The organism is Helicobacter saguini (assembly GCF_000762875.2).
Classification (GTDB): Bacteria; Campylobacterota; Campylobacteria; order Campylobacterales; family Helicobacteraceae; genus Helicobacter_A; species Helicobacter_A saguini.
In genome coordinates, this window is sequence record NZ_JRMP02000002.1 from 1 (window position 1) to 22,029 (window position 22,029).

General features: G+C 34.5%; 23 protein-coding genes. 17 read left to right on the forward strand and 6 right to left on the reverse strand.

Going from position 1 to position 22,029, the window contains the following annotated elements; genetic code table 11:
• The 8 genes from LS64_RS12245 to LS64_RS01175 form a co-directional block, all read left to right on the forward strand.
• Nucleotides 1–748 (forward strand): bacteriophage T4 gp5 trimerisation domain-containing protein (locus tag LS64_RS12245; RefSeq protein WP_161976967.1); only part of this gene is annotated, 748 nt, incomplete at its 5' end.
• 38 nt (nt 749–786) lie between these two features.
• Nucleotides 787–1,620, forward strand: coding sequence for a HesA/MoeB/ThiF family protein (locus LS64_RS01145; RefSeq protein WP_034573380.1), 834 nt, complete (start codon nt 787–789; stop codon nt 1,618–1,620).
• A 241-nt stretch (nt 1,621–1,861) separates the two neighbouring features.
• Nucleotides 1,862–2,956, forward strand: coding sequence for a ribonucleotide-diphosphate reductase subunit beta (locus LS64_RS01150; protein ID WP_081948381.1), 1,095 nt, complete (start codon nt 1,862–1,864; stop codon nt 2,954–2,956).
• Nucleotides 2,957–2,976: 20 nt separating this feature from the next.
• On the forward strand, nt 2,977–3,630 hold the full coding sequence (locus LS64_RS01155) for a DNA polymerase III subunit delta' (protein ID WP_052062659.1): 654 nt from the start codon (nt 2,977–2,979) through the stop codon (nt 3,628–3,630).
• 312 nt (nt 3,631–3,942) lie between these two features.
• Complete coding sequence (locus LS64_RS01160; protein ID WP_034573377.1) at nt 3,943–6,171, forward strand: NADP-dependent isocitrate dehydrogenase; 2,229 nt, start codon at nt 3,943–3,945, stop codon at nt 6,169–6,171.
• Between the two features lie 299 nt (nt 6,172–6,470).
• Nucleotides 6,471–6,899 carry a TonB-system energizer ExbB gene (exbB, locus tag LS64_RS01165; RefSeq protein ID WP_034574966.1) on the forward strand — a complete coding sequence of 143 codons (429 nt, stop codon included), beginning with the start codon at nt 6,471–6,473 and terminating at the stop codon, nt 6,897–6,899.
• A 22-nt stretch (nt 6,900–6,921) separates the two neighbouring features.
• On the forward strand, nt 6,922–7,317 hold the full coding sequence (gene exbD / locus LS64_RS01170; protein WP_034573373.1) for a TonB system transport protein ExbD: 396 nt from the start codon (nt 6,922–6,924) through the stop codon (nt 7,315–7,317).
• Nucleotides 7,280–8,074: an energy transducer TonB gene (locus LS64_RS01175; RefSeq protein ID WP_034573371.1), complete on the forward strand. Its 795-nt coding sequence runs from the start codon at nt 7,280–7,282 to the stop codon at nt 8,072–8,074. The genes exbD and LS64_RS01175 overlap by 38 nt, the downstream gene beginning before the upstream one ends.
• Before the next feature lie 140 nt (nt 8,075–8,214).
• On the opposite strand, the gene LS64_RS01180 is transcribed toward LS64_RS01175, so the two are convergent.
• Nucleotides 8,215–8,652, reverse strand: coding sequence for a pseudoazurin (locus LS64_RS01180; RefSeq protein WP_034573368.1), 438 nt, complete (start codon nt 8,650–8,652; stop codon nt 8,215–8,217).
• Between the two features lie 178 nt (nt 8,653–8,830).
• On the opposite strand from LS64_RS01180, the gene LS64_RS01185 reads away from it, so the two are divergent.
• The 4 genes from LS64_RS01185 (at nt 8,831) to LS64_RS01195 (ending at nt 12,513) form a co-directional block, all read left to right on the forward strand.
• A complete protein-coding gene (locus tag LS64_RS01185) occupies nt 8,831–9,880 on the forward strand; it encodes a D-alanine--D-alanine ligase (protein ID WP_034573365.1) in 1,050 nt (349 codons plus the stop codon).
• A gap of 214 nt (nt 9,881–10,094) precedes the next feature.
• Entirely contained in the window at nt 10,095–10,733 is a 639-nt protein-coding gene (locus LS64_RS01190) for a hypothetical protein (RefSeq protein WP_118949240.1), read from the forward strand.
• A 344-nt stretch (nt 10,734–11,077) separates the two neighbouring features.
• Complete coding sequence (locus tag LS64_RS13510) at nt 11,078–11,206, forward strand: hypothetical protein (protein WP_272916610.1); 129 nt, start codon at nt 11,078–11,080, stop codon at nt 11,204–11,206.
• 470 nt (nt 11,207–11,676) lie between these two features.
• A complete protein-coding gene (locus tag LS64_RS01195) occupies nt 11,677–12,513 on the forward strand; it encodes a tetratricopeptide repeat protein (protein WP_138127226.1) in 837 nt (278 codons plus the stop codon).
• 190 nt (nt 12,514–12,703) lie between these two features.
• Here the strand turns inward: LS64_RS01195 and LS64_RS12250 are convergent, their stop codons facing one another.
• The gene (locus LS64_RS12250; RefSeq protein WP_160659325.1) at nt 12,704–12,874 is read right to left on the reverse strand and encodes a hypothetical protein; all 171 of its coding nucleotides are present in this window, start codon (nt 12,872–12,874) and stop codon (nt 12,704–12,706) included.
• Between the two features lie 112 nt (nt 12,875–12,986).
• Here LS64_RS12250 and LS64_RS01200 point away from each other — a divergent pair, with 112 nt between their 5' ends.
• Entirely contained in the window at nt 12,987–13,646 is a 660-nt protein-coding gene (locus LS64_RS01200; RefSeq protein ID WP_237416247.1) for a portal protein, read from the forward strand.
• Between the two features lie 203 nt (nt 13,647–13,849).
• On the opposite strand, the gene LS64_RS01205 is transcribed toward LS64_RS01200, so the two are convergent.
• A complete protein-coding gene (locus tag LS64_RS01205; RefSeq protein WP_034573353.1) occupies nt 13,850–14,635 on the reverse strand; it encodes a hypothetical protein in 786 nt (261 codons plus the stop codon).
• A gap of 2 nt (nt 14,636–14,637) precedes the next feature.
• Nucleotides 14,638–15,153, reverse strand: a complete 516-nt coding sequence (gene thyX, locus LS64_RS01210) for an FAD-dependent thymidylate synthase (RefSeq protein WP_160659326.1) — start codon at nt 15,151–15,153, stop codon at nt 14,638–14,640.
• A 258-nt stretch (nt 15,154–15,411) separates the two neighbouring features.
• Here thyX and LS64_RS12985 point away from each other — a divergent pair, with 258 nt between their 5' ends.
• The gene (locus tag LS64_RS12985) at nt 15,412–17,871 is read left to right on the forward strand and encodes an AAA family ATPase (protein ID WP_034573348.1); all 2,460 of its coding nucleotides are present in this window, start codon (nt 15,412–15,414) and stop codon (nt 17,869–17,871) included.
• A 37-nt stretch (nt 17,872–17,908) separates the two neighbouring features.
• On the opposite strand, the gene rfbA is transcribed toward LS64_RS12985, so the two are convergent.
• On the reverse strand, nt 17,909–18,781 hold the full coding sequence (gene rfbA, locus LS64_RS01225; protein ID WP_034573345.1) for a glucose-1-phosphate thymidylyltransferase RfbA: 873 nt from the start codon (nt 18,779–18,781) through the stop codon (nt 17,909–17,911).
• A gap of 166 nt (nt 18,782–18,947) precedes the next feature.
• Between rfbA and LS64_RS12990 the strand changes: the two genes are divergently transcribed.
• Nucleotides 18,948–20,207, forward strand: a complete 1,260-nt coding sequence (locus LS64_RS12990; protein ID WP_052062656.1) for a DNA methyltransferase — start codon at nt 18,948–18,950, stop codon at nt 20,205–20,207.
• Nucleotides 20,208–20,275: 68 nt separating this feature from the next.
• A complete protein-coding gene (locus tag LS64_RS01235) occupies nt 20,276–21,016 on the forward strand; it encodes a hypothetical protein (protein WP_034573344.1) in 741 nt (246 codons plus the stop codon).
• Nucleotides 21,017–21,135: 119 nt separating this feature from the next.
• On the opposite strand, the gene LS64_RS12255 is transcribed toward LS64_RS01235, so the two are convergent.
• Nucleotides 21,136–21,318 (reverse strand): hypothetical protein, encoded by a 183-nt coding sequence (locus tag LS64_RS12255; protein ID WP_160659327.1) that lies wholly within the window; start codon nt 21,316–21,318, stop codon nt 21,136–21,138.
• On the opposite strand from LS64_RS12255, the gene LS64_RS01245 reads away from it, so the two are divergent.
• Complete coding sequence (locus LS64_RS01245; RefSeq protein WP_034573342.1) at nt 21,319–21,996, forward strand: bacteriohemerythrin; 678 nt, start codon at nt 21,319–21,321, stop codon at nt 21,994–21,996.
• The last annotated feature ends 33 nt before the right edge of the window (nt 21,997–22,029 follow it).

Genomic DNA, 22,029 nt, shown 5'->3' on the forward strand with positions numbered 1-22,029 from the left:
CGAACTAACATTAACCAACACAAAGAATAACGAACAAATATACTTACACGCCCAAAAAGACTATAAAGAAATCATAGAATCTAACTTTAATCAAGTAATAAAACAAGATAAAGATTCTGTAGTAAAAGGAAGCTACACTGAATCTATAAGTAAATCTCACACACAAAACATACTTCAATCAAAAAGCGTAAATGTAAAAGGAGAATACTTTACAAAAGTAGATTTAAGCAAAGATACATTAGTAGGCTTATCAAACACACTAAATATATTAGGAGATAATAAAATAAGTATAGGTGGGAATCACATAGAATCTATACAAGGAGATAGGGAAGCTATCACGCATGGAAATCACCACAAAGTCATAAAAGGAGATAGTATAGAATCTATTAAAGGAAATAAAAGTGAAGTGGTAGAACAACACTCAAATATTCATTCTAATAAAAATTTACATTTAAGTGCTAATGATGAGCTAACGTTTGTTTCATTGCATAATTTACTTATAACCACAAAAGATTCTCTGGGTATTAAATCAAGTGATAATCTTACGCTAAACACAAGAGACTTTCTTGCCAGTATTAAAGATAATATTAATCTATATGTAGGAGAAAATATAAATCTTTTCATAACACAAGATACAAGCATATCAATGTGTAAAGATAGCATTATCCTAAAAGTAAAAGATACTGAATTAAAAATAGATGAAAATGGTATAACATTAAACAAACAAATGCAAATACTAACAAAATAAAATAATATAATATTTTTTATATTTCAAAAAGGAAAAATATGGAATGGAATGACGAATTGATGGAGATTTATCAACGCCAGATTTTGCTTAAAGATGTCGGTGTGAGCGGTGTTGAGCGGATTTTAGATTCTAAGATTTTGGTGGTGGGCGCTGGTGCTATTGCGTGTAGTGCGTTGCAATATTTGGCAAGCACAGGTGTGGGAAATATTGGAATCTTGGGCGATGCGGTGGTGGAAAATGCCGATATTAGCACGCAGATTCTATACACTTTTAAGGATGTGGGTAAGAGCAAACTTAGTGTGCTTAAAAGCCGTCTAAAGTCGCAAAATCCGCACTTAAGCGTGAAAACCTACAAAGATTCTGTAACGCCGCAAAATTTCGCTACGCTTGTGAAAATTGTCAAAAGTTATGATATTGTGCTTGATTGCAGTGATAGTTTTGTGCCAAAAATGCTGGTAAATGCCGTGTGTATCGCGGCTAACGCGACTTTAATTAGTGGGGGCGTTGTGGATTTGAGTTTGCAGATTTTAAGTGTGAAGCCGCGTATTAGCGCGTGTTATTCGTGTATTTTTGGCGTTAGTAAGGGCTTTTTAGATTCTATTTTGGGTGATTCTAAGGGTAGTAAAAATACTGAATCTAAGTCGTGTGAGAATGCTCAATCTAGCGGTCCAACTTGTGCTAAAAGTGCGATGATAGGCTCTGTGGCGGGCATTTCGGGCTCTATGATGGCAACTGAAGCAATAAAGATTCTATGTGATATTAAAACGCCGCTTTTTAATAATTTCCTAACATTTCACACACGCGAGATGAAAGGCGTGAATGAAACTATTGAACGCAAGGAAAACTGCCCTGTTTGTGGGGATTCTAAGTAAAAAATAGAATCTATATTTTTTTTATTACAATAAATAAACATACAAGTCTAACTTTTAAAAATATAAATTCAATCTCAATTCCCAAAGTTTTAAAATATGAAATTTTTAAGCTTTCTTTAAAGTCTCTTTAAAAAAAATTAAAGCTAGAATTAATGATAATTTAATGAATAAAATTCTATAATTTCGTTTCTACTTTTCTAAATTTATCATGGATATAATTAGGGATTAAAAAGGATTAAAAATGGATAATTTTCAACATATACATAATGTCTATAAAGAGCGCACACAGCCTGCTTTAAGCCCAAAAGAACCCATTGTCCCTAAAAAAGAAATCTATAATCCAAACTCAAATGAAAGCGTAAATGAGCGAAAGATTTTTGGGGGGAATCCTACTGCTATGTTTGAGCTAAATAAAATTAAGTATGACTGGGCTTATAAGCTATGGAAAGTTATGTTATCAAACACTTGGTTTCCAGAAGAAGTGAATATGAATCAAGACAAGCGCGACTATTTAGAGCTAAGCACGCAAGAAAAAGATGGCTATGATAGGGCGCTAGCTCAACTTATTTTTATGGATAGCTTGCAGACAAATAACTTGACTGATAACATAAATCCATTTATTACCTGCCCTGAGATAAATTTGCTACTTGTGCGACAGGCTTTTGAAGAGTCCTTACACGCGCAAAGCTACGCTGTGATGGTAGATTCTATCTCGGCAAACACTGATGAGATTTATAATATGTGGCGAAAGGACAAGCGGCTGCGTGGGAAAAATGACTATATTGCCAAGGTTTATAGCGATTTAGCCGCCAATCCAACAGAGACAAATATCATAAAGGCGATGTATGCTAATCAAATTTTGGAGGGGATTTATTTTTATAGCGGTTTTAGCTATTTTTACACCCTTGCAAAAAGTGGGAAAATGCTTAATAGCGCGCAAATGATACGCTTTATACAACGAGATGAAGTAACGCATTTAAGCATTTTTCAAAATATGATAAAGTCCTTGCAAAAGGAGCGCGCTGACCTTTTTACCCCCGCGTTAGAAGAGGAAGTAATAGAGATGTTTAGACAAGCTGTAGATTTAGAATCTAGCTGGGGAGATTATATTACGCAAGGGCGCATTTTAGGGCTTACAAGCGAGATTATCCGTGACTATATCGAGTATTTGGCGGATAAAAGGCTAAATGCTGTAAATTTAAAAAAGCTTTATAATAAGAAAAATCCTATAACTTGGGTTGATGATTATGCGAAATTTAACGACCAGCGCACGAACTTTTTTGAAGGCAAAGTCACAAACTACAAAAAAGGCGGCTTAAACTTCGATGGGTTTTAGAATATATACAAAGAGTAAAAATGCTAGATTCTAATTTTACAGATAATTATCAAAAATCACATATTATTATTACTAATGATTTTAATGGTGAATTAAACTTACTGCAAAACACAAAAGATATAAATACTCTTAGAATCTTTGGTGTGGATTTTAACAAAAATGAATTTACAAATGAATTGAAAATTAATGATGCACATGATATTATTAATGAAGCCTATATAACAACCAGCACAAAAAAAATTATAGCTATTTTTGCCTATAGTTACAATATTATATCGCAAAACGCACTTTTAAAAGTCCTAGAAGAGCCACCTAAGAATGTTAGTTTTATTCTTTATATTAATGGTAGAAATAAGCTAATTCCTACGATTTTTTCACGACTTGCACATTTTGACAGGCGAAATTTAGAATCTATTGAAGCTTTTCCGCTTGATATTACTAAACTAAGTATTCCTGTTGTGTATAATTATATTAGAGATATAGAAGTGCAAAATTTAAATAGTGAGAATGGGCATAAGATTCTAACATCTTTACTCCATGCCATTGCAAGTAAGAATATCAACTTAAATAGACGAGATTTAGAACGATTTGATAAGGCTATTAAAAGCTTAAAGGCAAAGCAAAGTGTGCATTTAGTTTTATTACCAATACTTTTATCACTTATTAGACAATAAATTTAGAATCTATTTTGTTTGTAGATGTTTATTTTCGTTATCCTCCTTAGTATTTTTAAGGCTAAAAAGGGTATTTTCACGCAATAATGCAAAATTTTTGATATACTATTTAATTTTAAGTCTTAAATTTTATGCGAGTAGAATTTTAGTTTTTTTAGAATCTGCAAGGTAGGATTTAAAAAGTCTATAGATTCTATGAAAGTAGAATCTAAAAGATTTTTAGAATCTAAAACACAAAAGATTCTATATAAAGTTAGATTCTATACAAGTTTTAAGGCTTAAAAGTTAGCAATATCATAACAAAGGACACACATGAAAATCACCTACACATTAACCGATGAAAGCCCAGCACTTGCCACTTACTCGTTTTTGCCCATTGCCAAAGCGTTTTTAAACCACGCAAAGATAAACGTAGAAACAAGCGACATTTCGCTATCTAGCAGAATCTTAGCGCAATTTGGAGATAGATTAAAACCAGAGCAAAAAGTCCCTGACGCACTAAGCGAGCTAGGCGCGTTGGTATTACAAGCGGATGCAAACTTAATCAAAACGCCAAATATTTCCGCGTCAATCCCGCAGCTCAAAGCCGCCATAAAAGAGCTGCAAGATAAGGGCTATGCGGTGCCAAACTTCCCTGATGAAGCCGCAAGTGAAGAGCAAAAAGCAATAAAAGAAAAGTATCAAAAAGTGCTAGGAAGTGCGGTAAATCCGGTCTTGCGTGCTGGTAATAGCGATAGGCGAAGCACTAAGGCTGTGAAAAGTTACGCGCAAAAAAATCCCTATAAAGTGAGTGAATTTAGCCCGGATTCTAAAACGCGCGTTAGTTTTATGGGTAGTGGCGACTTTTTTGATAATGAAAAAGCGGTGCTTATTAAGGAAAATACCACTGCTAAAATCGTGTTTGTGCCAAGTGATTCTAAAGATGAAATCGTGCTAAAAAATAATTTGAAGTTAGAATCTGGCGAGATTTTGGATGCGACTTTTATGGATTGTGGGAAGCTTTTTAGATTCTATGAGGAGCAGATTGAGGCGTGTCGCAAGAATGATATTTTGTTCTCCTTGCATTTAAAGGCTACGATGATGAAAGTAAGCGACCCTGTGATATTTGGACATGCGGTAAAAGCGTATTTTAAGCCGCTTTTTGATGAGTTTAAAGACGAGCTAGAAAAGCTAAAAGTTAATGCGAATAATGGTGTGAGCGAGTTGCTTACTAAGATTGAAAATTCGCCTTTGAAAGATAAGATTGTCAAAAAATACCACGAAATTATTGAAAAGAGCGCGCCGCTATCGATGGTAGATTCTAATAAAGGTGTTACAAATTTACACGTTCCAAGTGATGTGATTGTCGATGCGAGTATGCCTGCGATGCTAAAAAATGGTGCGCGCCTGTGGGATAAAAATGGCAAAGAAAAGGACACGAATGCCGTGATACCGGACAAAACTTATGCGACAATTTATGAGGCTGTGTTAGAAGATTTGCGTAAAAATGGCACACTGCACCCTGCAAAACTAGGCAGTGTAAGCAATGTAGGGCTTATGGCGCGTAAGGCGCAAGAGTATGGCTCACATGATAAGACTTTTATCGCACAAAGTGATGGCGAGTTTAGAATCATTGATTCTAACGGAGCTGTGTTGTTGGCACATCAAGTCAAAAAGGGCGATATTTACCGCGCAAATGAGGCGAAAAAAGAGGCTGTGGATAACTGGATTGATTTGGGTGTTGAGCGCGCGAAAATTACCGGTGATGAGGCGATTTTTTGGCTAGATTCTAATCGTCCTAGCAATAAAATTATGATTGATAATGTGGAAAAAAGGCTTGATAGCAAAGGGCTAGATTCCGCACTGCGTGGGCGTCTTAAGATTATGAGTCCAAAAGAGGCGTGTTTAGAATCTTTAAAGCAAATCCGCGCTGGTAAGAATGTGATTTCAATCACAGGCAATGTTTTGCGTGATTATTTGACCGATTTATTCCCTATTTTAGAGCTTGGCACTAGTGCGAAAATGCTCTCTGTCGTGCCTATGCTAAATGGTGGCGCGATGTTTGAGACAGGCGCTGGTGGGAGTGCGCCAAAGCAAGTCGAGCAGCTTGTGAATGAAAATCACTTGCGATGGGATAGTTTAGGCGAGTTTTTGGCACTGCAGGCTAGTCTTGAGTTTTACGCGCTGAAAGTTGATTCTAAAAAGGCGCAGGTTTTAGCGGATGCCTTGGATGTCGCTATCGGGCAGTGGCTTGATAATAATAAAGCGCCATCAAGAAAAGTAGGCGAGGATGATAATAGAACAAGCCATTTTTACTTGGCGATGTATTTTGCTAGGGCGTTGGCGGCACAAGGCGCGGATAGCGAAATTGCGGCATTTTTCAAACCTATCGCAGATGATTTGGAAAAAAATCAAGATTCTATACGAAGCGAGTTTAATAACGCGCAAGGTCACAAAGTCGATTTAGGCGGCTATTACAAATTTGATGACGCCAAAACCGAAGCCATCATGCGCCCCAGCAAGAGCTTTAATGACATAATCGCAAAAATCGCTAAGGTTTAGAATATCTTATGTTTTAACTCAACATACAACTTTTAATAATATAGAATATTAGATTCTATATTATAATTTCTATTAAATTTTTATATAAAGTTTGATTTTTTAGCTTAAATTTATTCTTGTTTTGCTTGAATTATAATACTAAAACAAATATTACAATAATTTAACACATAAAAGTAAAAATGAATATTAAAAATTATGCTATAATGTCGAATTATTTTGTGAGATAAAAATTATTTTGTAAAATAAAGTTATTTTGTAAGATAAAAGCAAAGTTTAAGGAGCATATTTTGAACTCACTTATGGAATTTTTGAAAACTTATTTGGATCCGATTGTCTTTAGTGTGCTGGGCTTTATGTCGCTGCTTGTGATATTTTTCACCATTGAGCGAATGATTTTTTTTAGCAATCTCGCCCTTGATAAATACAAGGATGTCAAAGAGCTAGAAGAGGATGTGACAAAGCACATGACCACGCTTTATGTGATTTACTCAAATGCGCCGTATGTCGGGCTGCTTGGCACCGTTGTGGGTATTATGGTCGTGTTTTATGATATGGGTAGCAGTGGGAATATCGATGTGAAAAGCATTACGCTTGGTTTGTCGATGGCATTGAAGGCTACTGCGATGGGCTTACTTGTGGCGATTCCTACGCTTATGATTTACAATGCGATGTTGCGTGTGAGTGATAAGAAAGTGAATCATTATAAGTTAGCAAATAACCTTTCATAATGAGAACTAAAAAGGATAAATAATGAAAATAAAACGCGGAGATGGGCTAAATATCGTGCCTTTTATCGATGTTATGCTCGTGCTTTTGGCACTTGTGCTGTCAATCTCGACTTTCATCTCGCAAGGGAAAATAAAAGTCGAGGTCCCCACGGCAAATAATGCGCCCCAAGAGCAGCAAGACGAGGAAAAGCCCATAGTGATAGTGGTTAGCAATGATAATAAAATCTACATTGATGATGTGGAGAAAACGCAAGAGGAGTTGGAATCTTTTATCGCGGGTATCCCAAATGATAAGATTGTGAATTTTCGCGGGGACAAGGATTCTAGCCTTAAGGAGCTGATTTTTGTAATCGACCAGCTGACAAAGAAAGGACATGAGCATGACAAATTTAGAATCGACACACAACGAAGTAATTGACGACCCTGTATTCTATAAAAATTCGAGCTTTTATGGCGGCACATTAGCCTTTGTCGGCGCGGTTGCGATTTTTTTTTATACGGCATATCATCATAGTGAATCTTGGAAGGAAAAAGAGGATGGTGACAACTTCGTAACGCTGAATCTATCGGCATTTGCACCCCCTAGCAATGACCCTATTGCAGAAGAGATTCAAAAGCCAAAGCCCCAAGAGCATAAAAAAGAAAAAAAACCTAAGAAAAAAGAGGAAATACAAGCCCCACCAAAAGATGAGCCAGCCCCATATCAAGCCCAGCAGGAAGTGGTAAAAGAGACCGAAGTAGCAAAGGATGATACGCCAACGCCTGAGGTCGCACAAAATGAGGTAAAGCCAACGCCAGATGATGTAAAAGAGGGCGATAGAGCCACCACCGTGCAGTCTAGCCCTGATGCAAATTCTACGCAAAATATTAAGGTTATGCGATATAGCGAGGGCGTGGAAAATGCGTTTTTAAAGGCGATAAGAGCGGCGATTGAAAAGCGTCATGAGTATCCAAATCTAGCGCGGCAAAGGGGCTATGAGGGCGAGGTGTTGGTGAAATTTTTGATTGATGATAAGGGGCAGGTTTCTCACATTCAAGTCGTTCGCACTTCAAAGCATCCTATTTTGGATAAGGCTGCGGTAAAAACGCTTAAACGCGCCTGCCGCGACTTCCCAAAGCCTGATGAAACAACATTTATTGAAATCCCCATCGCCTATGTCCTAACCCGCGGGTAAGGTTTAAAAACTTTAATATAAAACAAACATTTCTAGCTTGAATGCTCAGTAGCCAAAGAGAATTATATACTCTAACCCCTCTTTCGAGTTAGAGTATTGTAAAATCAGTTTATTTACGAAGTCGGTAGATTTTGTATTAATTACTTAATTTGTGCAGCGTATTTTTTCAATCTACCTTTGTTTGTTGCAGCTTTAGAATCTAGCTCATTGATTTTCGCTTCCGCAGCAGCCTTATTTACAGCGTTTCCAACTTGGATAATACCTGTCATATTCATCGCTTTGTGCGGAGTGCAAAGATACACATACACGCCCTCTTTTTCAAGGGTATAAGTGATTTCCTCATTGATTTTCCCTTTAAAAGGCTTAGCACCATCAGGCACAAGCACACTCTCAGCGTCATGACCCTTAGTTACAGCCTTGAAAGTCACGGTATCACCGACATTTGCCTTCAAATAGATAGGGTCAAAAGTCATCGTGCCATCCGCAGTTTTGTTTTGCATTTTAATCTCGTGATTTGCCGCATTCAACGCAGTAAAACACAACGCACTCATAGCCAAACCTAAAATATACTTTTTCATGGTAAATCTCCTAAAAATGAAATGTTTAGAAATGAAATTTTAGCAAATAAATTGTTTAGAAATCATTAACATTAGATAAAATTTATAGAATCTTGCAGTTTTTACGCCAAAATCTTAAGCAATTTCTAATACAAAAAATAGTAAAATTTTAGAATCTAAACACACAAAAAGGCAAAATATGAAGTTAAGTTTGTTATTTGGTGGGGCGAGTTTTGAGCATGAGATTAGCATTGTGAGTGCGATTACGATTTTGCAAAAATTAAAGGGGAAGCACGAGATTAGCGCGTGCATTTTCCTTGATGGCGAGCATAATTTCTATCTTATAGAATCTAAAAATATGACGTCAAAATATTTTAGTTCGCAAGATTTTAAAAAGGCAAAACGCCTTGAAATCGGCATGGGCGGCTTTTATGAAAGCGGTATGCTTGGCAAAAAAAAGCTTGTTGTCTCAAATGTGATTTTAAATCTCATTCATGGCGGAGATGGCGAAGATGGCGTGCTGGCTGGACTTTTTTCTTTTTTTAATATCAAATTTATCGGTCCGCGTCTGGAGGCAAGCACGATTAGTTTTAATAAACATTTAACAAAACTTTATGCTAAAGAAATCGGCGTAAATGCCCTGCCTTACGCTATTTTGAAACGCGGCGATACCCCAAATTTGCCTTTTGATTTTCCCATTATTATTAAGCCTACTTGCCTTGGGAGTTCTATTGGTGTGAATATTGCAAATGATTCTAAAGAGCTTGAATACGCCCTTGATAGCGCCTTTGAGTATAGCGATGAGGTCATTATCGAGCCGTTTATAAAGGGTGTGCGCGAGTATAATTTGGCTGGGGCGAGGCTAGATTCTAAGTTTATTTTTAGCGTTGTGGAGGAGCCACAGAAAAAGGATTTGCTAAATTTTGATGATAAATATTTGGATTTTTCGCGCACGAGCGAGGTTTTAAGTGCGGAAATTAGCGAATCTTTAAAGGGTGAAATGCAAGGAATTTTTAAAAAAATTTATGGTGAAATGTTTTGTGGCGCACTTATTCGCTGTGATTTTTTTGTGATAGATTCTAAGATTTATTTAAATGAGATAAATCCAATCCCTGGTAGCATGGCAAATTATTTGTTTGAAAATTTTGAAAGTGTGCTAGAATCTCTAGCGAACGCCCTGCCACGCACAAATCATATTAAAATCAACTACAACTATATCAACAAAATCCAAAGCGCAAAGGGGAAATAAAATTTTATTAAACAAACAGAGAGATTTAATATTAAAATCTTTAGGTAAGAATCCATAGAATCCAGATTCTGGAAAAACTTACATTTAAGCTACAATTACCTTTTTAGATTCTTTTAAAGGGATATATTTTGCGTTATTTTATTTTGTTCATCCTTTTTCCTAGCTTGTGAGGGATTCCTAAGTATAAAAAAATTCGAGTGAATATTCATCCTTTGTGTTGTTTGAGCATTCAAATATAAAAGAAGCGAACTTTTGCTACTCTTGTGGTAAGGAAATAAATAAAGATTCAAATGATTTTATAGAATCTAAAAGCGAAATTATAGAATCTAGCTCGCAAAATCATAAGCTAGATTCTAATGAAACCTTGCAAAATATAAACTCTAAAAATATGAGTTTAATTACACTAAAAATTCTAAAATTTAGAATTTTATTTCAAATATTAATCGCCCTTAACGTCGCAATAACCCTATTATTTTTATACGTATCTTGCGGTATGTTTTACAAGGCTTTGGAAGCAAAAGAAACTTATGGCAGCATTTTGTTACCTGATTATAATGAAGACAGAGCACAATTTATGCTGATACTTAGGGCTATTGAAGGGGCTAACAAAGAATATATTATCTACATTTTTTGCATTTTAATCGCATTTTTTTATCTTGTTGTGTTTTATGACTACTTTAAAAATAAAAAACTTTACGCATATTACACGCTTTTAGTGCTTTTTGGTTTGCTTTGCATATTCTCATTTTTAATGACATTTACTAATCCACTAATCTTAATCATTTTCGCCCTATACGCCCTAATTTTATGGTATTTATACGAAAATATAAAATTAATCAAACACAGAATCTAGATTCTATTACGCATAGTAGTGGTGATAAAAAAGTAAAAAATGCTAAAAAAAATTTATTAAAAATTATGATTTTTTTTTTTTGGAATTTGCTTTGAGTTTTGTTGGGTCATAAATATAAAGTAGGAAATATATTTTAGGTTTTGTGTTGTAAGTCTTAGAAATTTTGAAAATTTAATATATTTGCTTTATGCTGAAAAAAAAGGTGTGGCTGGGATTTAAAGCCCCCCGCTTTCTATCAAAAATCCATTTAAAGCCCAAAATTTGAGCCTTTTACACGCAAGGCTTTTGAAATAAAAGTTTTTTATTTGTTGTGTTTAGTTTTGTAACATTTAGATTGTGAATGCGTGAGTGTTAAAGGGCGTAGGGTTAAAATTAGGGCGAGTGAAAATTTCCCTGTGGAGTTTGCGATAGATTCTATGGAATGGATTGCTTTGGTTTCGCCTTACAATGATGTTATTATAATTAAACATTAATGATAATTTAGTAATGTTATAGAATCTGTATTCCTTGATAAGTGGCTATTTTAGGGCTTTAGTAGCGGATTGTGTTAATTTTGTGTTAAATTTAAGGTTTAGATTCTATGATTTCTTATTTTGGTGTTTATTTTGATAGTTAGAAAGGCTAGAAAATGAAAACTTTATTTTTTAGATTCTAAGATTTTCATTGTTGATTTTTCTCTTCGCTTTAAAATGACTAAAAATTATAGAATCTAATTTTCTATTCTACACACATTGCTATTTTAAAATATTTTGCAAAAACTTAGGAATGTTTTGAAAAATCATTAAGTTGAAATTATAGAATCTTATTTTAGATTCTATAATGAAACTCCAAAATTATAAATATTACGTTTTTTCCTTAAAGATAGATTAAAGTTTCAAATTTTGTTAGTTTTTAATAACTTTGTGTTAAAGTTTTATTTATTTTAAGATTCAAAGGGTGCGAAATGTGTGCTAGATTTTTTGTAGATTCTAAGATTTTTAGAATCTTTTTTGTGGTTTTGTGTTTTATGGGTGCGTTAAAGGCAGAAGATTCTAATGAGTTTAACCCTGATATACCTACGTTAGAAAAAGAATGCAGTGCTAATAAATTTGTAAGTTGCGCTAATCTTGGTGTGGTTTATCTATTTGGGGTTAATGTTACCCAAAATACGCAAAAGGGAATAGAGCTAACTACAAAAGCTTGTAATGGCGGGGGTGCTAGGGCTTGTAATTATTTAGCTATGACTTATTATGATGGCAATGATAATTTCGGTATCAAACAAGATTTAACAAAAGCATTTAATTTTATATTAAAAGGATGCAATCTTAAAGATATGGTAGCGTGTGGTTATGTTGGTCTATTTTATTCTAATGGCGATGGTATTAAAAAAGATTTAGTTAAAGCTAGAGAATATTTTGTAAAGGCGTGTAATGGCAATATTTATTTTGCATGCAATAATTTAGGTGTTATATATCGTGATGGCAAAGGTGTAAAGCAAGATTATATTAAGGCAAGAGAATATTACACAAAGGCTTGTAATGGTGATGATTATGAGTCATGTGCCGGTTTGGGTGCATTATACGCTGAAGGTAAAGGCATAAGACAAGATTTTATAAAATCAAAAGAACTAGCTACAAAAGCTTGTGATGGACAGAGTGCTATTGGCTGTTATAATGTAGGGGTGCGTTATTATAATGGTGAAGGTGCAAGGCAAGATAAATCTATGGCAAAAGAATATTTTGATAAAGCCTGTGATTTGGGCTATCAAGATGGTTGCGATGCTTATAAAGATTTAAACTAGCAAGGATATTAGAATCTTTATATTGTTTTAAAAAAAGCGTTTGACAGGATTTATAAATCTAGATTCTATAAAGTTCGCTCATTCACTTTAAATAATTTTGCAATATCTTTTATATCCTTAAAAATACAACTCATAATACGTCCGCATTTGCCGCTTTTATTTATTTTTCAAAACCCTTAAAATATAGAATCTAACGCCGATTAATCGGCAAATCTTTATTGCTTGTATCAATAGAATTTATCCTATAATCTTGTATATTTTCTACATTTTTGATAGAATATTTTCTGTCAATGAGATAAAGATTGCGAGTCTTGTAAAAACTGATGCGAGCTGACTTGAAAGTTTTGGGATTGATATACAAGTTTTGCACCTTTTTTAAGTTTAGCTTTTATATTTCTAGTTTGTTTAATACCATTTGAAATACTTACAAAATATTCGCCTTTATCCGCACTTGCATTCACTAAAAAAGTTTTTTGTCTAAGTGTTTTCCTAATTACTTTCAAGCAGGCTTTAATGATGAAGCACTAGGGCAGGTAAGCAATCGCGTTAGTGGTGTAGTAGTCCAGCAACGCACAAACGCAGGGCTTATGGGTATTCAACGCTTTCTAAATGCAAGTGACTTATTTGATAAGCAAGTATTTAGCGTTTGCATTGAATTTATCACAAAATACTTTGATAAACCACAAATATTTAGGATTGTCGAAGAAGATACATTTGAAAACTATTTTGAAATCAACACAGATTCTAATAATAAAATAGAATTAGGCAACTATGATATAGTAATCGAAACAAAAGCCAAAAATAATAGCACAAGAGAGGAGCGTTTCACTCAGTGGGTAGAATTAATTAAAAGCGGATTTATCCCACAAGATGCTATGAATGAAATCTTGCCACTTGTGCTAGATGATTCAGATTCTAGTGTTAGCAATAAAGTTAGAAAAATACTCGCTCAAAAGCAAGAAGAAGCAAAAAATAATCAAATGGCGCAACAAATGCAAGAACTACAAATGCAAATGCAGCAACTCCAAGCAAAAGTCCTAGAAGCCACCGCAAAAGAAAAAGAAGCAAAAGCTATGAAATACGAAGCCCAAGCAAACGCAAGTGATATAACACTCCCAAAGGGCGATAAATAGATTCTATATCTCCTTAAAGGCGATAGGCTTAAAAATATTTATTTTTTCGACACATCCTTACAACATATCGAAATTTCTAAGATTTTTCGACATAAGATTCTATAAATAAGGGCATTTGATTGTTTTCTTGTTTTTTAGCGTATAAGATTCTCCTAAATAAGCTTAAAAATTCTAAATTTTAGAATTTGAATTATAATAAATATCTATTCTTTTAAGATTCTATCAGTAAAGTTAAAGATTCTATAATTAGAAATTTCATTTTTTGCATTTACATATATTTCTACATCACATAAGAATTGATAGTTGTATGGATTTTCCAGCACTATTTCTTTAAATTCTTTAGAATCTATAATCGTAGGAATAGCTTTTTTGCAAATATCATAACAAAAGGCTTTATACTTTACATCTTTTTTAGTTTCGTTTGTAGTTTGATAAAATTCAATTAACATTTTATGATATATTTTTTTAATTGAGCTTTTTTCCTTATATCCTTTTATGTTTTCTATTGTATCTATTCCGCTACTATAAGATTCTTGAGTGTCTTTTGTGATTGTTATATAGTTATTTGTAACATTGCTATTGATTGTTAAATTAGCATAATTTCCCACATTTATCACATTTTTAGAGTCTTTTAGAAATTTTTGCGTATAATGTGTTTCTTTTTCTATTTCATTGACTTTTTTATCTTTTATTGTGGATAAACTCTTAAATAAGTCAAACAAAGAATTTATATAATCTATACTATCTTTTGAAAATAAATTTTGTGATATAGAGATTATAAAATTAAATATATCGCTACCTTTTTCTACATTTTTTAAATTCAAATTTACTTCTGCATTAATATTAGATTCTAAATATTCACTTACTAGATTATTCAAAGAGATTAAAGCATTTCCTAAAACATTTACATCAAGTGCCTTATGTTTTTCTATTTTTAAGCTAATAATTATCTCATCCACACTTTTGCCTTTTTTTAAAAAACTAAACATTATTATACCTTTTTTATAGAATCTTTAAAGATATATTTATGCTCGCTAGGCAGGGCTTCGTATATTTTATGTGCTAAATTTTGTATTTCTTTTAACGCAGCTTTACTTGTGCGTAATTCTAAGAAATTTTGCAGACTTCTAGCATTTATAGTCCATACTAAATTAGTTTTATAAGATTCAGGCAGTAGATATTTTACTTTATCTTGTGGCTCTTTTTGATTTAGTAGCTTTTGTATAGCTTCCAAAGTCGCAGTATTTTTCATATTTATTTCTTTTATATCACTTATTACAACATATTTTGATAAAATATGCGGCTGACCTAAGCTCTCAGCTTCTCTAGCTAATTCTTTTAGCGTATATCTTGTAGATTTTACGCTTAAAGATGCAATTCTATGTCTAGCTAATTCTTGCAAACAAGCGCGACTTATTCCTTTTATATCAAAAGTATAAATAAGATATTGTTGTAGTGAATGTATGTGCTTTGCCTTACATAAATCACGAGCCAAAAGCCACGTCACATTTTTTGCTAAAATCTTAAATATAACCTAAAGAATATAGAATCTAAATCTTTTTAAAGACTTTGGGTGATAAAATTTGTTTAAAACTTTATGTTTTAATCCCAAATTTTTGGCCTTTTAGAATCTTTGTCATACTTGTCCTTTTAAAATTTGTTATTTATTTTCATTAACAAATCATTTTATCCTAAAAATATCCACATATTTAATAAATAAACACAAAAAACGATAAAATATAAGATTTACACACAAAGGAATGGCATGGGAAATATTAACGATACTTTAAGCGAAATATTGCAAAAAGCACTAAGCATCGCCACTGATATGCGGCATGATGTAATGACGATTGAGCATGTGTTTTACGCACTTTTGCGTAATCCTATGGGCAGTGAAATGGTGGGCGCAACTGGCGCTAATGTCAATGTCCTAGCAGATTCTACAATCGAATATCTTGAAAAATATATCCCAAAAAGCAAACAGCTAAAAGAGCTTGAAGGACCTGCACAAACGCCGGCGTTTTCACGCGTTTTTGATAGGATGATAACTCATGCGCAAAATTCTAGTAAAAACTCCATCGGTATTGGCGATTTTTTTGTCGCATTAATGCGTGAAGATGCGTCATATAGCGCGCGTTTGCTTAGTTCTCAAGGTGTAGGCATTGCGGAGGTTATGCGCGTTGTTGTCGATTTTGACGAGCAAGAAAAAAAGGCAAAAGCACATAATGACAACCCAAGTCAGCTTGAAAAATACGCAAAAAATCTTAATAAGTTAGCCCTAGAGGGCAAAATCGACCCGCTTATAGGACGAGAGCATGAGATAAATCAAATCTCACAAGTGCTTTGCCGCCGCAAGAAAAATAACCCTATTTTAATCGGCGAGGCAGGTGTAGGGAAGTCCGCAATTGTCGAAGGTCTAGCCCTTAAAATCGTGCAAGGTGATGTCCCGGCGAAACTGCTAAATAGCGTGATTTACTCTGTGGATATAAGCTCTGTGATTGCCGGGACTAAGTATCGCGGTGAGTTTGAGACGCGTATCAAAAAGATTTTGGGCGAGATTGAAAAGGATAGAAATACAATTATATTTTTTGATGAAATCCACATGATTGTGGGCGCTGGGCAAAGCCACAGCGGCGGAATGGATTTTAGCAATCTGCTAAAACCTATGCTAGGCAATGGCAAACTGCGATGTATCGGGGCGACCACGATTAGCGAGTATAAGACTAGCTTTGATAAGGATAAGGCGTTGGCAAGGCGTTTTACGCAGATAAAAATTGAAGAGCCAAGTGAAGATGAATGTTTGCAAATCTTAGAAAAAATCGCGCCGCTTTATGAAAAGTTTCATAATGTAACATATCAAAAGGACGCGATTAAGGCGTGTGTAACTTTGTCAAGCAAATATTTGAGTGAAAAGCACTTGCCTGATAAGGCGATTGACTTACTTGATGAAGCGGGAGCTAAAGCGCAGTTGAATGAATATATAGATTCTAATATATCTAAATTTTCTAACTTTTTAGGGGAGAAAGTTACAGAATCTAGAGATATTAATTCGCTAACTATTGATATAGAATCTAACTTAGATTCTAAAGATTCTAAGTCGCTAAAAAAGGATATGAAAATTATAAATAATGAAAAAGAGATTATAGAAAAAGAGCTTGATTTTATAGAATCTAAGACGCAAGATTCTAAAGATTCTAAGTCGCCAGATTCTAAGAATAAAACGCATAAAATAATCACACAACAAAACATAGAATCTTTAATGGCAGACATCACAAATATCCCCAAATCCACGATAAACGCCGATGAAAGTGCGCAGCTTAAAAACTTAGAATCTAATCTTAAAAAACGCATTTTTTCACAAGATAACGCGATAGAAAAAATCGCTGAGAAAATAAAAATAAATAAAGCGGGTTTAAGCGAGCTAAATCGCCCCATTGCAAGTTTCCTTTTCACTGGACCATCAGGCGTAGGAAAGACGGAGCTAAGCAAAGAGTTAGCCAAAATCTTAGGCATAAAATTTGAAAAAATCGATATGAGCGAATACGCCGAAAGCCATAGCATAAGTAAGCTAATAGGCTCACCAGCTGGCTATGTAGGCTATGAAGAGGGCGGACTTTTAATCAATAAAATCCGCACTTATCCGCACTGCGTGTTGTTGCTTGATGAAATTGAAAAGGCGCACCCTGATGTGTATAATGTGCTGTTGCAGATTATGGATGCAGCGGTATTGACGGACAATCAGGGGAATAAAGCGGATTTTAAAAATGTGATTCTAATAATGACAAGTAATGCGGGGAGTAAGGAGGGCAACTCCGTTGGATTTTTGGATACTAGCGATGTGCGTTCTACCCGCGCTATTAAGGATACTTTTAGCCCTGAGTTTAGAAGTAGGCTTGATGCGATTATACCATTTGCACCGCTTAAATCAAGCGATTTTGAACGCATCGCGCAAAAATACATCGCTGATATGAATGAGAGCTTGAAAGAGAAAAATATCACCTTGAAACTAAGTGCCAAAGCGGCGAAATTTATCGCGCAAAGCAGCATTGATACAGAGCTAGGAGCGCGCGAGATTAAGAAAATCATTGATACATCAATTAAGCTTCCTTTAAGCAACGAGATTCTATTTGGCAACTTACGCAAGGGCGGAGTCGCCACAATCAATGTGAAAAAAGACACGCTAACTCTTGACGTAACAAAGACAAAAACCACCGCTTTAGCATAGAATCTATTTTAATATTTGCGTGTAAGTTTATAACAAATCAATACAAAAGCAAGTTGCGGAGGTATTCCCCATAGCCGCTTTTGGCAAGATAGTCGGCGCGTTTCAACAGCATTTTAGAATCTATCCATTTGTTATAAAAGGCGATTTCTTCTAAACACGCGATTTTGTAGCCCTGCCGCAGCTCAATTGTCTGCACAAAAGTGCCAGCATCAAGTAGGCTATCATGCGTGCCTGTATCAAGCCAAGTAAAGCCGCGTCCAAGCCCTTCGCTACGCAATTTCCCAGCGTTCAAATACGCGATATTCACATCTGTTATTTCTAGCTCACCGCGTGGGCTTTTTTGCAAATTTTTGGCGATAGTAATCGCGGCGTTATCATAAAAATAAAGCCCTGTGGCGACAAAATTGCTCTTTGGATTCTGTGGTTTTTCCTCCAAGCTAATCACATTTCCTTTAGAATCTAGCTCGATTACACCAAAGCTACGCGCATCCTTTACACGATATGAAAAAATGGTCGCAAAGCCCTGTTTTGCGTGGTTTTTAGCACTTAAAAGCATATCAGTTAAGCCCTGTCCATAGAAAATATTATCACCTAAAATAAGACAAATATTGTCCTTTTTTATGAAATTTTCAGCCAAGATTAAGCCCTCCGCCAAGCCATTTGGATGCTCTTGCACACAATATTCAATATGCAACCCAAGCCAACTCCCATCGCCAAAAATCTCTTTAAAACGTGGCGTATCTTTGGGCGTGGAAATGATTAGAATCTCTCTTATTTTAGCCAACATTAGCACGGATAGCGGGTAGTAAATCATGGGCTTATCATAAATGGGTAGCAGCTGTTTGCACACGCCCAAAGTGGTGGGATAAAGCCTTGTGCCGCTGCCACCAGCTAGAATTATGCCTTTCATTTTTGTCCTTTTGTGGATATTTTTGGGTTAAAAGATTCTAAATTTTAGCAAAAGATAATATGTTTTGGAATCAAGAATTATAAGTTTTTCTCTATTTTAATTGTGATAAAATATCAGTTTTTTTTGTGAGCGTATCTTACAAATTTGATCTAGCAAGGGATTCTAAATGAAAATAAATGATATTGATATGGATTCGTGGAAAAGTTGTGATGTGGAGAGCGATTCGCTTTGGATTATCCCTAGCCGTGATAAAAAAGGGAAGCATAAAAATATCTATCATGGCAATTTTATTCCACAGATTGCAAATCAATTAATTAGGCGATATACGCGTCAAAATGAGATTGTGCTAGATGCGTTTTTAGGCAGCGGCACGAGCCTGTATGAATGTGAAAATTTGAATCGAAAATGTATCGGTTTTGATATAAATGAGAAAATTTTGTCTTTTGTGCGTGAAAATATGAGTGAAGATTCTAATATGGAAACTAAGTTAGATTCTAAAGAAAATTTTAAGCAAGATTCTAAAAAGTCAAATAAAAATTTGGAATCTAAAAAACAAGATTCTAAAAACATAGAATCTAATTTGCAAAATACGCAAGATTCTAAACTAGATTCTAAAAAATCAAATGAAAACATAGAATCTAGCACACAATTTATACAAGATTCTAAAGAAAATATTTTGCTAGATTCTAAAAATATAGAATCTAACTTAGATTCTAAACAAAATTTAATACAAGATTCTAAAATAGATATTTCGCATTCGCTTAATATGACGGAGAAAATTATAGAATCTAAAGGGCAACAAAACATAAAATCTAATTTTCATTTTTCTTGCAAAAATAGATTTTATATCGCTTGTTGCGATAATACAGATACTAAAGCGATAGATTTTAATATGCAAAATGCCCTAAATTACTTAGATTCTAACAAAACAGATTCTAAAAATTTGCAAAATATAGAATCTAAAAACCTATCGCCCACGCACCGCCCTACTATTAATAAAACAAAAACGCCCACACACCACCCTATTAAAAAAACAGATTCCATAGAATCTAAAAACGTGCAATTTATCATCTATCATCCGCCCTATATGGATATTGTGAAATTTACCGAATACACAAACGACTTAAGCCACACAAAAACCCTGCAAGAATTTTTACCCAAATTTCTAAAAACCCTGCAAAATACGCTAATTTACCTTGATAAAGGGCGTTACTTTGCCCTTGTTATCGGCGATGTGTATAAGGATAGCGAGGTAAAACCGCTTAGTTTTTATGCGATGGATATGATAAAACGCAATTTCAAAGTCAAATTAAAAGGTATAATTGTGAAAAATATTGAGGGCAATCGTGGGAAACTAGGCAGTGCGAATATCTGGCGATACAGGGCGCTAAAAATGTTAGCTAGATTCTATAAACACAATTTGTGATTTTTAATTTTTCGTTTTAAAAATAAAAAAGTGTTATAATATGCAAATTTAGAATCTAAAGGAAAAATATGCAGGATTTGACTTATAGCGAGGCGATTGAAAAAATTATGCTAGAAAATGGCGGTGTAGCCACGCTTAAGCAACTCTATAAAGACATTTGGAAATATAAAAATTTGGAAAATTTAAAGGGCAGAACGCCGAATAATACGATACAAGAAAGGGTGCAGCGAGATAGCAAATTTTACCGAGTGGGACTTGGAATCTATGGCTTAAGTAGATTTAAAAACACACTAGAAAAAATAATCCCAGCTAAAACTAAGCAAGAAAAGACGCAACGATACCACACGCAACTGCAAGGAATGCTCCTTGAAATTGGCAATAGCAAGGCTTTTGAAACTTACACAAGTGATAAAAATTGCACTTTTAAGAATATTTCTTTGCAAAAAATTGCGACTTTGGAAAGGTTACCGCTTTTTACTTATGAAAATATTGTGAAAAATTCGGCTAGTTTTTGCGATGTGGTGTGGATTAATAAACGTGGGTTTGCTGATAGCATTTTTGAGGTGGAGACTAGCACGAATTTTCGCGATGCGTTGGTAAAATTTAGTGAAATGCAGGATTTTTACACGCGATTTTATTGCGTGGCAAGTCAAAATCGATATGAAAAATTTAAGAAAGAATTAAGCAAAATCGCCTTTAAAAACATTCAAAATCGTGTGGAATTTATCAAAGATAGCGACATTATCAATGAATATGAGCTCGCCTTAAAGCAAAATCAATCACTTTTCAAAAATCATTCAAATTTGTAGAATCAAATTTTGAAACTTTTAGCGACTTTAAAAGCAAAATTTTTAACCTAGATTCTATAATCAAAAATGCAAATTTCAAATTCATATTTTTAAGCTACAATAACGAAGGCTTACTAGATTTAAGCCAAATCAAAGCAATTTTTGAAAAATATGGAATCTACTCCTTTATAACGCAAAAATATCAACGTTTTAAAGCAGATTCTAATCGCACTCAAAGGCAAGATTCCACGATGGAATATTTGCATATTTTGGTGAAAGATTAGGATTTTAGAATCTATGAATTTTAAGATTAAAGGAAGCAAATGCTACCAAAATGGAGTAATGAATATAGCGTTCATAACTTTATGATTGATGAGCAGCACAAAAAGCTATTTGAGATAGCAAATATCGCTGATAATATGATAGGCAGGCAAACGGACGCGCTCGAGATAAAAAAGGTGCTAATTGCGCTTTTTGAGTATATGAAAACGCATTTTAAGGACGAGGAAGCCTATATGAAAAGCATTAATTATCCAGGCTTTGAGAGCCACGCGATGAAGCACAGGAGCATTATTAGCGAGATGACGTTGCTTGTGAAAAATATGAAGCATGATTTTAAGCAGCAGCTGGCGATTATCACAGAGCAGTGGCTGCTTAAGCACATTTTGCAGGATGATATGATGATAGGCGAGTATCAGCTAGAGCTGCTTGCAGCAAGGCGTAAGCAAGATTCTATAGAATCTACTTCTGCGGCTAGCACGCCTAGCAAGGAAGATGTGGTGCTAGCGGAGTCTTCGGTGGAGTCTATTTATTCGTCCAAGTCAAGTGAAAATAAGGCTACGCCACTAAAAAAAGATTCAGTGTTACATATTTACACATGCTTATGTGGCAAGGTCTATAATATCGCCGATAATATCCATGAAAAAATCCAAAACGGCGGCAAAATCTACTGCAAACATTGCAAGAATAATATTACTTTTATTAATGATATGAAGGTGTGAGATATTTTATAAACTAATTAAAAAAGGCAAAAA

What these genes read in the sequence shown, in the direction of transcription:
- LS64_RS01145 (WP_034573380.1), top strand. Translation starts at nt 787, where the DNA reads ATGGAATGGAATGACGAATTGATGGAGATTTATCAACGCCAGATTTTG.
- LS64_RS01150 (WP_081948381.1), top strand. Translation starts at nt 1,862, where the DNA reads ATGGATAATTTTCAACATATACATAATGTCTATAAAGAGCGCACACAG.
- LS64_RS01155 (WP_052062659.1), top strand. Translation starts at nt 2,977, where the DNA reads ATGCTAGATTCTAATTTTACAGATAATTATCAAAAATCACATATTATT.
- LS64_RS01160 (WP_034573377.1), top strand. Translation starts at nt 3,943, where the DNA reads ATGAAAATCACCTACACATTAACCGATGAAAGCCCAGCACTTGCCACT.
- exbB (WP_034574966.1), top strand. Translation starts at nt 6,471, where the DNA reads ATGGAATTTTTGAAAACTTATTTGGATCCGATTGTCTTTAGTGTGCTG.
- exbD (WP_034573373.1), top strand. Translation starts at nt 6,922, where the DNA reads ATGAAAATAAAACGCGGAGATGGGCTAAATATCGTGCCTTTTATCGAT.
- LS64_RS01175 (WP_034573371.1), top strand. Translation starts at nt 7,280, where the DNA reads ATGACAAATTTAGAATCGACACACAACGAAGTAATTGACGACCCTGTA.
- LS64_RS01180 (WP_034573368.1), bottom strand. Translation starts at nt 8,652, where the DNA reads ATGAAAAAGTATATTTTAGGTTTGGCTATGAGTGCGTTGTGTTTTACT.
- LS64_RS01185 (WP_034573365.1), top strand. Translation starts at nt 8,831, where the DNA reads ATGAAGTTAAGTTTGTTATTTGGTGGGGCGAGTTTTGAGCATGAGATT.
- LS64_RS01195 (WP_138127226.1), top strand. Translation starts at nt 11,677, where the DNA reads ATGTGTGCTAGATTTTTTGTAGATTCTAAGATTTTTAGAATCTTTTTT.
- LS64_RS01205 (WP_034573353.1), bottom strand. Translation starts at nt 14,635, where the DNA reads ATGTTTAGTTTTTTAAAAAAAGGCAAAAGTGTGGATGAGATAATTATT.
- LS64_RS12985 (WP_034573348.1), top strand. Translation starts at nt 15,412, where the DNA reads ATGGGAAATATTAACGATACTTTAAGCGAAATATTGCAAAAAGCACTA.
- rfbA (WP_034573345.1), bottom strand. Translation starts at nt 18,781, where the DNA reads ATGAAAGGCATAATTCTAGCTGGTGGCAGCGGCACAAGGCTTTATCCC.
- LS64_RS12990 (WP_052062656.1), top strand. Translation starts at nt 18,948, where the DNA reads ATGAAAATAAATGATATTGATATGGATTCGTGGAAAAGTTGTGATGTG.
- LS64_RS01235 (WP_034573344.1), top strand. Translation starts at nt 20,276, where the DNA reads ATGCAGGATTTGACTTATAGCGAGGCGATTGAAAAAATTATGCTAGAA.
- LS64_RS01245 (WP_034573342.1), top strand. Translation starts at nt 21,319, where the DNA reads ATGCTACCAAAATGGAGTAATGAATATAGCGTTCATAACTTTATGATT.